10 protein-coding genes are annotated in these 12,027 nt (G+C 64.6%); 3 read left to right on the plus strand and 7 right to left on the minus strand.

What is annotated here, in order from left to right; genetic code table 11:
* Nucleotides 1–58: 58 nt before the first annotated feature.
* From ACP159_RS18045 to ACP159_RS18065, 5 genes are read right to left on the minus strand one after another with little or no spacing between them, the layout of a single operon-like run.
* A complete protein-coding gene (locus tag ACP159_RS18045; protein ID WP_425101101.1) occupies nt 59–1,228 on the minus strand; it encodes an MFS transporter in 1,170 nt (389 codons plus the stop codon).
* Nucleotides 1,225–2,544 carry a protoporphyrinogen/coproporphyrinogen oxidase gene (locus tag ACP159_RS18050; protein WP_425101102.1) on the minus strand — a complete coding sequence of 440 codons (1,320 nt, stop codon included), beginning with the start codon at nt 2,542–2,544 and terminating at the stop codon, nt 1,225–1,227. Before ACP159_RS18050 ends, ACP159_RS18045 begins: the two co-directional genes overlap by 4 nt.
* Complete coding sequence (locus ACP159_RS18055) at nt 2,544–3,398, minus strand: AfsA-related hotdog domain-containing protein (RefSeq protein WP_425101103.1); 855 nt, start codon at nt 3,396–3,398, stop codon at nt 2,544–2,546. Before ACP159_RS18055 ends, ACP159_RS18050 begins: the two co-directional genes overlap by 1 nt.
* The gene (trpA, locus tag ACP159_RS18060) at nt 3,395–4,207 is read right to left on the minus strand and encodes a tryptophan synthase subunit alpha (RefSeq protein WP_425101104.1); all 813 of its coding nucleotides are present in this window, start codon (nt 4,205–4,207) and stop codon (nt 3,395–3,397) included. The genes ACP159_RS18055 and trpA overlap by 4 nt, the downstream gene beginning before the upstream one ends.
* Complete coding sequence (locus ACP159_RS18065; RefSeq protein WP_425101105.1) at nt 4,204–4,872, minus strand: phosphoribosylanthranilate isomerase; 669 nt, start codon at nt 4,870–4,872, stop codon at nt 4,204–4,206. The genes trpA and ACP159_RS18065 overlap by 4 nt, the downstream gene beginning before the upstream one ends.
* A 389-nt stretch (nt 4,873–5,261) precedes the next feature.
* On the opposite strand from ACP159_RS18065, the gene ACP159_RS18070 reads away from it, so the two are divergent.
* From ACP159_RS18070 to ACP159_RS18080, 3 genes are all read left to right on the plus strand, one after another.
* On the plus strand, nt 5,262–6,152 hold the full coding sequence (locus ACP159_RS18070; RefSeq protein WP_425101106.1) for an outer membrane lipoprotein-sorting protein: 891 nt from the start codon (nt 5,262–5,264) through the stop codon (nt 6,150–6,152).
* Between the two features lie 65 nt (nt 6,153–6,217).
* Nucleotides 6,218–8,653, plus strand: coding sequence for an efflux RND transporter permease subunit (locus ACP159_RS18075; RefSeq protein WP_425101107.1), 2,436 nt, complete (start codon nt 6,218–6,220; stop codon nt 8,651–8,653).
* Nucleotides 8,640–10,031, plus strand: coding sequence for a UbiD family decarboxylase (locus ACP159_RS18080; protein WP_425101108.1), 1,392 nt, complete (start codon nt 8,640–8,642; stop codon nt 10,029–10,031). The genes ACP159_RS18075 and ACP159_RS18080 overlap by 14 nt, the downstream gene beginning before the upstream one ends.
* A gap of 225 nt (nt 10,032–10,256) precedes the next feature.
* Here the strand turns inward: ACP159_RS18080 and fsa are convergent, their stop codons facing one another.
* Together fsa and ACP159_RS18090 are read right to left on the minus strand one after the other, a co-directional pair.
* Complete coding sequence (gene fsa, locus ACP159_RS18085; RefSeq protein ID WP_425101109.1) at nt 10,257–10,910, minus strand: fructose-6-phosphate aldolase; 654 nt, start codon at nt 10,908–10,910, stop codon at nt 10,257–10,259.
* 3 nt (nt 10,911–10,913) lie between these two features.
* Entirely contained in the window at nt 10,914–11,942 is a 1,029-nt protein-coding gene (locus ACP159_RS18090) for a class 1 fructose-bisphosphatase (RefSeq protein WP_425101110.1), read from the minus strand.
* Nucleotides 11,943–12,027: the final 85 nt, after the last annotated feature.

The following is a 12,027-nucleotide window of genomic DNA, read 5'->3' on the forward strand; positions in this document are numbered from 1 at the left end:
TGACCGCATGGGTTGATTCGCACAATTCAACCCTTGGTCTGTGTCCGGGACGCCGGAGTCAGGCGATGTTCTGCGCGATCCACCGTCCCCAGGGCCGTAGCCGATCCCGTTTGGCATGCAGGAAGACCGTCAGAGCGAGGGCCAGCGAAAGCACGACAAAGGGTGTCCCCGCCCCGCCCGCGCTCAGCAGCAACGCAAGCAGCGAGGCGAAGACCTGCCCCGCATAGAGCGCCGAAGCGATCAGCCCCGCCGTGGCATTGGCGGTCTCCGGAGGCCCCGCCGCCATGATCCGCCGCACGGTCAGCGGCAACAGCACGCCAAAGCCTGCGCCAAGCAGCATCGCCGCGATCAGCAATGCCGGAACCGAGGTGCCAAGCCCGAATTCCATGAGCCCGAGGATCACCGCCGCCATCGCCGCCGCTTCGGCCGTCTCCTCTCGCACCGCCTGCATCAGCGCCGCAATGCGCCATGAGGTCAGCCCGCTGACCAGCGTCGCCGCGGCAATCGTCAACCCTGCCAGTGCCGGCATGTCGCGCACCGCTGGCATGAACGGAGCCTGGACCGGGACCAGATAAAAAGCGGTCATGGCGAGCGCAATGGTCGCCAGTGGCGTCTTCAACGTGGCAAGATCGGGCCGCGCGGACACCTGCCTCACAGGCGCTTTCCAGTCGAAGCCCGAGACGACGAACGCCACCGGCAAGGCCATCAGGTAGAGCACGAACGGCACGCGCCAGCCCATCTGGGACAACAGCCCACCAAGCAGGACGAAGACCACGCCGCCGAAGGTGTTGATCGCCGACTGCCGGTTCACCACCTCGGCCCGCTCGGCGCCCTGATACTGCACCGCAATCGCCGCCGTAGCGAAGCACAGAACCGCCGCCGTGGCGAGTCCAAGACCGATACGGCTCATAAGAAGCCAGGCGAAGCCGCCCGCGAACCCGCCAAGGATGCCAAACCCCGCCAGCGCGCAGAGCGCCGCAATAAAGCCCTTGCGCTGGTCCATCTGCGCGGTCCTGCGTCCAATCGCCGGGCCCGCCAGCATGATGGCGAAAGCCGGCAGCACGAGCGCGATCCGACCCCAGACCGACGCGCCGCCGGCCAGCGCCTCCTCCATCAACGGAACCGCCGGAGCAATCGCCGCGCCGCTCATGACGGCGCAGGCGCTTGCGGCCCAGATCACCCCGCGCCGGGAAGGCGCAAGGGTCGGCAAGTCTTCGGCGACGCTCATTCCGCCGCCCACCGCTGCGGAACCGGCTTGCGCTGCACCGGGGAGAGCAGGCGCTGCACCGCGAGGTCGGCGGAGGTCAGGCAGCCTTCCATCGTGTGCCCTTCGAGGTAATCCCCGGCGATCTCCAGCCCGTTGACGCTTTCCGCCGCCCGCAGGATGTCCCGCTTTTTCTGCGTGAAAAAGGGCGCATAGCCGCAGATGCCGCCGGGATGCCGCGCCACGTGCACTTTCAGCCGCGCCGCCTTGATCGGCAACCGCTTGGAGAAGGTCTCTTCCGCGATCTGCACCAGCTCCGAGTCGGAACGGTCGAGGATGTCGCGCGCCGCCTTGCCCGAGAGGGTGAAACGGACGTGATGCGGCGAATGCAGGCGGTTGGCGGAGCAATGGCCCAAAGGCGCACCCGGCTCGAACATGATCGAATGCACGCCATCCTTGAACACCGGCGCGTCGTAGACGGCGTTGACCATCGCCAGGGGAAAATACCGCAGCTGATCGAGCGCCACCCGGCCATAGGCGGGCAGGTCCGCGATCTGGCGCAGGACATGCGCGGGCACCGCCGAGATCACCCGGCTTGCCGGGATCATCCGCGGCCCGGTCTTCTCCTCCAGCATCAGGCCACTGACATGCCCGTCGTAGGTCAGAACCTTGCGCACCTTGGAACCGAAGCGGATGGTCTTCCCCTGCGCCAGCGAATCGTGGAACTGCCCGATGCCGCCCGCGATGGCGTGATGAGAGCCTTTGCCGAAGCCGGAGGCGAAGAGCATCATCAGCGATGGGTACAGCTCCGACGGCTCTGCCCCGCCCATGATGATGGAAAACAGGCGCAGCGGCCCATCATTCAGGCGCCGGGTGAAATGCCGGTCGATGGTCTTGTGATCCCAGCGGTTTTCCACCTGCTCGATCAGCCCATCCGTGTAATTCAGCCGATCCGCATTCTGCCGGGCGTAGTTTAGGAAGTTCCGGAACTGCAGGGCCCCGCGCGGCCCCAGCGCCGACGCCAGCCGCAGATCGCCGGTCAGCGTCTTCGACTTCTCCAACGCCACCAGCGCGTCGTTCAGGACGATGTGGAACCCCGGGTGCTGGTCCTCGAACTCCGATATGCCGAACTCCTTGAGCAAGGCATTGAACCGCACCCAGGCGCTGGAGAAATTCTTGCCGCCGATTTCAAAGGCATGCTCACCCTGCCGGATGCAGGCAGCGCGGCCGCCGACATGGGTCCCGGCTTCGTGTATGATGCTCGGAATGCCCCGGGCGGCGAGGTAATGGGCGGCGCCGAGGCCGGAAACGCCGGCACCGATGATATGAACGGGATCCATCAGGCTTCTCCTTGAACTGATTTCTTTGCCCGGCTCTGCACGCGGGCGGTGTGAATGGAACATTTGGCAAAGGGTTTCTGCGCAGCGTAGAGCCAGGCGGAGCGGCTCAGCCGCCCCCTGCCGACGTCGGAAAACTGCCGGGCCCCGCGCAGGAACACGCCCTGCGAGAGGTCAGCCAAGGGCTCGACCTGCTCGATGGTCACGCCGGTGAGAATGTCGCGGATGCGGTGATCGCCATCCGCCGTTGCATTGAGATACCGCTGCACCTGCATGAAGCATTCGAGCAGATAGAGCGGATGCACCGCCTGCGTCGTGTCGGCGAACAGGCAGCGGGAGGAGATCGGCAGCAGACGCGTCTCGATGTGATCATCCGTCACCACCGGCGTGGTGATCAGCACGTTCTCCGGCCGCACCTTGTTGAGCGGCTTGCCGTCACACGGCGGCAGACCATGTCCCGGCTGGAAGGTCTCCCGTTTCGGCAACGGGCGCAGTTGCCGGGTCAGCTCGACCTCGATCCGGGCGCGCTGCTTGCCGGTCTGATGGATCTCCACCTTGCAGCACAACCGCCCGTTTTTCTCGGCGGTGTAGGTCTCCACCGTCACCGGCGCATCGAACAGAACGTACTGGATGAAATCCGCCCGCACGGCACTGACGTAGCATGGCGCCGTGGCGCAATTCTGCGCTGCCTGTACCGCGCTTTCGAGCAGCAACAGGCCGGGGACATGGTCCAGCGGATGGTCGAAGAAGAACGGATGGGACTGGTCGATGATCAGCCGCGCCACGCCGGGGCGGTCGCTCGGGCAATATTGCAGGACTGCGTTGCGCAGGTCCATGCGGCGGTCAAGGGCGCTCATGCCTTCGTCTCCCGGTTCAGCGCTTTGATGAAGGCGGCGGTTTCCTCGACGGGGTCGAGCCCGGCGGCAAGCGCAGTTTCGACGACGCCGGACACCGCGCTGCCGACGATGGCGATGTCCGCCCCTGCGGCAAACGCCTTGCCCACATCACTCGGGGTCTTGAGGCCAAACCCGAGCGCGATCGGCAGGGTCGTGTGCCCGCGCAGGGCTTCGATCTGGCAAGTCAGGTCCGCCGGATCGACAGAGCCTCCGGACCGCCCATAGGATGAAACGAGATAGATGAACGCCCCGGCCCGGCCGAGCACCTGCTGACGCACTTCCGGCAGCGCATTGGCATAGATCGTCCCGACCTGCGCCAACCCCGCACCCCGTGCGGCGAGGTCGAAGCGGGTGGTCAGGACGGGCGGCAAGCCATGAGGCAGCACCCCGGCAAACCCCGCCTGCTTCGCAAGCCCGAGGATTTTCTCGAATCCTTCCGGACGCAGGGTATGGCTCGAATCGGCCAGCAGGATGATGTCCAGGGACCCGGTGAACTCGGCGGCCATGGCGATCACCGCCTCGGCGCCGGCCTCATTCCGCAAGGCCCGCTCGTGTGCATGGAGCAGCGTCCTGCCATCGGTGAAGGCGTTGCGGAACGGCAGGCACAGCTCGACCATCGCAACGCCGATCCGGACACATTCGCGGAGCAGGTCCCGTGTGGCGGCGAGCGACGGATCGCCCGCCATGATCAGCGGGCACAGCCGGTGCAACCGGGCCCGCGAAGGGATCACCGGCGTGGCATTCGAGAAATCGGGGGTATGGTTCATCATGAGGCAGCCTGGAACAAGGTGGATGGGGAGGAAGCAAGCACGAGCATCCGCGCCGCCTTGCGGTGGATCGCACCGCCTTTGATCCGCGCGGCGGAATCGACGTCCACCGCCTCGAAACCCGTCGTTTCGGACAAGTCGCAGATGCGGTCCGGGGTCAGCCCCCCGGCCAGCCAGACACGCGAGCCGTCCAGCCGGTCCCGCCAGGACGCGGCAACGGACGCATCAAGACTGACTCCTGTGGAGCCGATCGCCTGCCGCCCGCCGATGCGGTCGATCAGGAACACGTCGCAGCCCGCGGTCCTGTAGGGGTCGATCAGGCGCTGGATCGGACTGAAGCCATCGTCATCGACGTGGACCGTCTTGATGACCGTCAGCCCCTGGTCCTTGAGATAGGCAATGTCGCGCGGCGCATTGAACCCGTGCAGTTGTACATGCCTCACCGGCGTGTGCTTCAGGAGCGACCAAAGCTCCGTCACCCGCCGCTTCACGCAGACCGCGACCGGCGTGACCCGCTCCGCACACTCCGCCAGTCCGGCCAGTTGCGCGTCGCTCAGGTTCTTCGGGTGCCCCGCTATGCCGGTCCACAATCCTGCATAGCGGGCGCCCTCCTGGTCAAGAATGTCCAGTTCTTCGCGATTGGTTATACCGCAGATCTTCAAATCCATCTTTATCTCTCCGGAATCAGAATTACGGAATTCACTTCATGGAAAAACGATAGGCAAAAGCCTTGTTACATAGTGTCCAATATTTCGCCGAGTTGTGCGCGGCCCGCACGCTGTGTGACGCTGGCAAACACAGTGTGACATTGGCGACAGCGTCACGAGAGTCCTTTTATACAGGGCTTGTTCGCGCATCCATCACGCGGAGAACACCGCATATCCGTCAGTCACACACGTGACGGTTGCGCCATTTTCCGTCACATTCGAAAATCTTCCGTGTGAAAACGTCTTACAAACCGACGAAACGCCTTTTTGTTTTTTGGAAGATTCAGGCGAGGGTGACCTCGGAATAAAAATGACCGTTCCATTTCAATTCTGACCTGAGGAAATCACAAATGTTCTGCAAGACCCGCACGCCCCTTTTCGCTCTCGCAACCGCAGCCGTCGCCTCTCTGGCAGGCTACGCCGGGGCCGAGCCGCTGCTCGAACCGGCCACCCCGACATCGCCCGTCACGAATGACTGCCGCCAGGTGATGGAAGGCGTTCAGAACCGCTACAACGGCTATGACAGCTGGCGCATCGTGCACATGAAGATCACCGACGAGACCGGCGCCGTGAAGACCCGCCGCATCGCCGCCGCGCACAAGAATGACGGCATCAACCGCCGCCTGCGCTCCTACGTCTTCGATCCCGAAGAGCTGGCCGGGGTCGAATCCTCCGTGCGCGACAGCTTCGAGAAGGGCCTGCCGGACAAGGTCTGGGTCTACCTGCCCTCCGCCGACAAGATCATCGACGTGAAGTCCGAGGACCTTTCGCAGCGCCTCTACGGCTCCGACCTCGCCGTGGGCGAGATGCTGATCCGCCAGGCGGACGACTATGATTGCAAGATGCTCGGCGTCGGCGAGTTCCGCGGCTATCCGGTCTACAAGATCTATGTGAACCCGCGGACCGAGGATGAAGTCATCCGTCTTGGCCTGCGCGACGGCGAGCTTTGGGCCGACACCGAGACCTTCATGCCGATCTATTCCAGTTTCAACGCCGATGCGCCGAACGAACAGCGCGTTCTGGAAACGCTCGACCTGCGCTGGGTCAACGGTGTCTTTGCCCCGGCGAAGTACCGCGTCTCGACCATCAAGGAAGGCCGCGTCGTCTCCTTCTCCGATTTCCACACCGAGGGCGAGGCCTTCAACATCGGCCTGCCGTCGCGCTGGTTCGAGCTGGATGACCTCTCCAACCCGGCGAGCGATTTCAAGGACTTCCGCTCCGAGAACTTCGCAACCAACTGATCTGACCCGGCGCGGTCGGCCTTGCCCCGGCCGCGCCACCTCACACCCCAACAGGAGCCCGATCCATGAACCCGCTTTCCTTCATCGAAGGGGCGATGACGCGCTTTTTGCAGCTGGTCTACACCCGCCGCCTGATCGCCTTCGTCGTCCTTCTGGCAGCCGTCTTCGGCTATGTCGCGACCAACCTCCCCTCCCTCCAGAAAGACGGCCGTGTCGAAGCCTTCATGCATGAAAGCGACCCGGCCCTGGCCACCTATTACGCCATGCGCCGCGAGTTCGGGCAGGACAACCGCCTTGTCGTGGCGGTGAAGTCGGAGAACGTCTTCTCCACCGAGTTCCTGACGAAATTCTCGAAGATGCACCGCGAACTGGCGGACAATGTCCCCTATGTCTCGGAAATCTTCTCTCCTTATAACATCCCCTTCATCGAGCATGAGGACGGCGGTGTGTTCCTTGAAGAACTCGTCCGCAACATGCTCCAGCGTGGCCGCAACCCCGAAGAGCTGAAGGACCGCATCCTCGATACGCCGCTCTATCAGAACTTCATCGTCTCGAAGGACGGCAGCACCGCAGCCGTTGTGATCGAGCCCTATCGCTACGCGCCCGCCGCCGCGGACTGTGTGCCCGATCCGTCCTCCGGGGCGACCTGCGAGATCGTCTTTACACCGCTCAGCGAACGTCCGCTCCTTGGCGCCCCGCAATACGCGGAAATGACCGCCGCCGCCCGCGCCATTGCCGCGAAGTATGAAGGTCAAAGTTTCGAGATCGCCATTGCCGGCGCCCCCGTGCTTTCCACGGAAATCGTCGCGATGATGGAAGGCGACATGCCGCGCTTCACCCTCGCCTGCGTGATCCTCACCGTGCTTGCCATGATTGCGCTGCACCGCAGCTTCCTCGTCGCCCTCGGCGCCTTCCTGAGCTTTGCCACCGCGCTGTTCACCACGCTCGCCACCGTCGCCGCCACCGGCACCGCCATGACGCCCCCGGTGCAGCTGCTCATCCCGATGACGCTGGTCGTGGGGCTGTGTACCTACATCCACTTCATCGCCACGGTCCTGAAGGCCCGCAGCACTGAAAAGGATGGCCGCGAGGCGCTCAAGATCGCCGTGAAGAAGGCGAACACGCCGATCCTCTTCACCGCGCTGACCACCGCTGGCGGTCTCATCGGCCTCGCTGCCGCGCCCCTTGCACCGATCACCGCGCTCGGTGTCTTTGGCACCGTCTCCGTGGGTGTGTCCTACCTGCTCGCCATGACCTGGGCGACGCTGGTCTTCCGCACCCTGCCCGAGCGGTACCTCAACAAGCAGTCGGAAAAGCCGGGCGTCATCGCTTCCGTCCTGACCAAGGGCGCCATGATCGCCGCCGAGGCTCCGCGCCGCACGCTGGCCCTTTGCGCGGGTGTGACCCTCGCCGCGGCTCTGGGGATCTTCAACCTCAGCTACTCGCACAACTCGCTGCTCTGGCTGCCGCAGGACAACCAGGCGCGTCAGTCCACCGAGTTCATCGACGACACCTTCCACGGCACCGTGAACCTCGAAATGGTCATCACGCCGACGACCGGCTATGACTTCCGCGACGAAACGCTCCTGAAGACAGTCGAGGAAACCGCGCTTGGCTCCTATGCCGCCGTGGACATCCCGATCGGGCGTCACACCTCGATCATCTCCTTCCTCGAAGAGACAAACCAGGCGATCAACGACGGCGACCTCGCCGCGCGGACCATCCCCGGGCAGGAAGAGATCTGGGATCAGCTGCTGCTGCTCGAAGGTCAGGGCATCGACGACATGAAGCGCTACGTCTCCATGGACTACTCGTCGGGCCGCGTCTCCTTCCAGACGCCCTGGCTTGAGGCCAAGCTCTACACGGATGTGATCGAGACCATCGAAACCCGCTTCGAGACGGCCCTCGGCGACACCGCCAAGGTCGAGAGCACCGGCCTTATCGCCCTGCTTGCCAAGACCTCCAAGAAGGTTCTGGACAGCATGACGGTGTCCTATGCCATCGCCCTCACACTGGTGACAGGCATGATGGTTCTCGCCCTGCGCTCCGTTGGCCTCGGCCTCGTCAGCATGGTGCCGAATGTCGCCCCCTTCGTGGTGTTGCTCGGGGTCATGGGGTATCTGGGCATCCCGCTCGACACCTTCACGGTGCTGATCGGCGGCATCATCACCGGCCTGATCGTCGATGACACGTTGCACTTCTTCCACGGCGTCAAGAGCCGTCTGGAGAAGGGTCTGGAGATGCAGGAGGCCATCCGCGCCACCATGTCCGACATTGGCCGCGCGGTGTTCACCACCACGGTTGTCGTCATGGCCGGCTTCGCGGTGTTCAACCTCTCCTCCATGTCGAACATCCAGAGCTTCGGCCTGCTGATGGCCTCGGGTGCGCTGCTGGCCCTGCTCTCCGAAGTCTTCATCGGCCCGGCGGCGCTCATGGTCTACGACCGCCTGCGGCAGCCGAAGGCAACTGCCACGGCGGAGTTCACCGATGCACCGGCCTGAGCCGAAAACCATGGAGGCCGCGTGCGATCTGCGCGCGGCCCTCGCCTCGCTGAGGGACCCGGCACACCCGGGTCCCTTCGTCACCAAGACCGGCTTTTCCCCGGACGAAGCCTGCACCGATTTCGCCGCCAGTCACGCCGGTGTGCCTGCCCGGCCCCGGCCCGGCCCGGAGCCGGGCGTGCTCTACAGACAAGCCACGGGACCGGACCTGCTTCTCGGTCTCTATGGCTGCGAAGCGAGGCTGAAAGGATGGCTCCCGGCCCTGGCGGGCCGCGCTGTCCCGGATGCCGTTCGCCGCCTCGCCCCCCTGCCCCCGGTCCCCGGCACGTGCGACCACATCGAGGCAAAGCCCGACCTCACCGCCCTGCCCTTCCCCAAGATAACGCCCCGTGATGCGGGTCCCTACATCACCATGGGCTTCGTCTTGGCGGGCAAGCCGGGTCCCGGCCTCGCCCTCTCCGCGCACCGGATGCTGGTGCACGGACCGAACCGCCTCGCCATCTCCATGCTGCCCAGCCGCGCCCTGCGCCATCTGGCCAAGGCAGCCCATGACAAGGGCGAGGACCTTCCAGTCTCCATCAACATCGGCGTGCCGCCCGCTGTCGCCGTTGCCTCGGCCACCGCCACGGCGCATTTGCCGGAAGAATTCGACAAGCTGAACCTCGCCGGGGCGCTGGCCGGGACTGCGATTGCCGTTGCCCGGGACAAAGCCCTGTACCTGCCGCAAGCCGAATATGTCCTCCACGCCCGGCTCACGGCGAAGACCACCCCCGAAACCCTCGGCACCCGCCCGAAGGGCGTCACCCTGCCGGAGTTCCTCGGCTATGACGGCCATGCCGGGCCGGACCTGCCGATCGTCGAAATCGACCGCATCACGTACCGCCCCGGCGCGGTCCTGCAGTCCTGCCTCGGTCCGGGACGGGAGCAATCCTCGATCCTGGCGCTTGGAGGCGCCTTGGCACTTGCCCTCTCGCTGCGGACCCACGGCGGCCTCTCCCAGATCGCCGACCTGCGATACAGCGCTGCCGGGGGCGGGATGCTCCTGCTCTATGTTTCGCTCAAGCCCGGTGCAACACGTCAACTCGACCTCGCGCAACTGGCGAAACGCCTGATCGACGTCATGCCCTTTACCAAGACCATCGTCTTCACCGACGAAGACGTGGATCTGTCCTCCGACGAGGACGTACTCTGGGCCATGACCACACGCTGCAACCCCGCCCGCGACACCCATGCCATCCACGGCCTGCCCCCCTTGCGCATGGACCCCTCGCAATGCCCCGAGTGGGAAGCACATGGCGGCGCATCACCCTGCCGTAGCTGGATCGACGCCACCGTTCCGGACGCACTCAGGAATCAGACGCGGCGGAGCTTCGGCTAACATTTCGGGACCAGTCACGCGCCCGCAGACCAAAAATGCCGGAGAGATGTGTTTTCGAACCGGAGAAGCAGGATCCAGCGCCCATCCTTCTTTGGTCCAGAAATACCTTGGGGAAGGCCCGAAGGGCCGGGTGGGGGCAACGCCCCCGCACGCCGTGGAGCGGCGTTCCTCAGCCCGCGCCGAAGGCGCGGGCGAGTCGTCCCGGCGCAGCCGGGGCGAAAGACCTCAAAGAATGGATTGACCTGTCGCAGCCCAATCCTTCGTGAACTGGTCGAGGCCTTTGTCTGTCAGCACATGACTCGCCAGCCCCTTGATCACGCCCGGCGGGATCGTTGCGACGTCCGCCCCGGCAATCGCCGCGTCCTTGACGTGGTTCGCCGTGCGGATCGAGGCGGCGAGGATTTCCGTCTCGAAGCCGTAGTTGTCGTAGATCGCCCGGATTTCCGCGATCAGCTCCATCCCGTCGATGTTCAGATCGTCCAGCCGCCCGATGAACGGCGAGATATAGGTCGCTCCGGCCTTCGCCGCCAGCAGCGCCTGATTGGCGGCAAAGCACAGCGTCACGTTGGTCTTGATGCCCTTGTTCGTGAAGTGGCGGCAGGCTTTCAGCCCGTCCAGCGTCAGCGGCAGCTTGATGACCACGTTGTCCGCGATCTTCGCCAGATGCTCGCCTTCCGCGACCATGCCGTCGAAGTCCAGAGCGGCGACTTCCGCCGAAACCGGCCCGTCCACGATGCCACAAATCTCTGCGATCACTTCCTTGAAGTCACGGCCCGATTTGGCGATCAGCGAGGGGTTCGTCGTCACCCCGTCCAGCAGGCCATAATCGTTCAGTTCCTTGATGTCGTCGATGATTGCGGTGTCCACAAAGAATTTCATGGGTCAGTCTCCCTTTTTCATAAGGTAGGTTTTCACGGTGTTCACTTCTTCCGCGCTGCCGAAAACCAGCGGCACGCGGTCGTGCAGGTGCGCAGGCGCGAGGTCGAGGATCGGCGTCACGCCATCCGTCGCGGCGCCCCCGGCCTGCTCCATCAGGTAGGCGATGGGGAAAGCTTCGTAGGCGATGCGCAAGTAGCCGTCCCCATAGCCGGGGCGGGTGTCGCCCGGGTACATGAACAGGCCCCCCCGGCGCAAAATCCGGTGCAGGTCACCCACCGCCGCCGCGATCCAGCGCATGTTGAAGTCCATGCCGCGCGGGCCGGTGGAGCCGTCCAGAACGTCGCGCACGTAGGCTTGCAGCCCATCGCTCCAGCGGCGGTAATAGCTGACGTTGAACGCCACGGTCGTGGTTTTCTCCTTCACCCGCACGTCCGTTGCGTCGATGAAATATTCGCCGCTCACCGGGTCGAGCGTGGCGATCACGACCCCACCCCCGAGGCTGAAGCCGAAATCGACCGAGTGGCCGAAACTCACATAGGCCGCGCCCAGCATCTCGCGCCCCTTGCGCAGGAACGACTCCCCCGCCGGAAAGATGGCGAACAAGGCCCCCAGAGGCGCGCCGATGCCGATGCTGCCGGAGCCGTCGATCGGGTCCATGGCCACGTCGAAGATGCCGTTCGGGTCGATTTCTTCGACCTCTTCGGCTTCTTCCGACAGGACCTTCGCCACGCGCAGGCCACGGAAGGCGTCGATCATGTGATCGTGTGCGCCCACATCCAGGGCCTTCTGCCGGTCGCCGCTGTCATTCTCTCCCACGATATGTGTCGGATCGCCGGGCAGGCTCCCCTGCGCGAGCCGCAGGGCCAAGGGCACCGCCTCATCCGCCATGGCCAGCACCAGCGCCGCCAGCGCCTGCCGCGCATCGTCGTCTCCGGCCCAGTGGTGCAGGTACTCCGGCAGGCTTTGCGCGGTGATCGGTTCATCCCGGTCGAGCGCGAGGGGCATCACGTCGGATGTCATTTCATGGGGCATCGCTGTCTCCTCCGTTGCCCGACATATAGCGCCCTCACGCAAAATCACAACAGAAAATAACATCAAAAAATCCCAAAATCACACC

This window comes from Tropicibacter sp. S64 (assembly GCF_049803835.1).
Lineage (GTDB): Bacteria > Pseudomonadota > Alphaproteobacteria > Rhodobacterales > Rhodobacteraceae > Pacificoceanicola.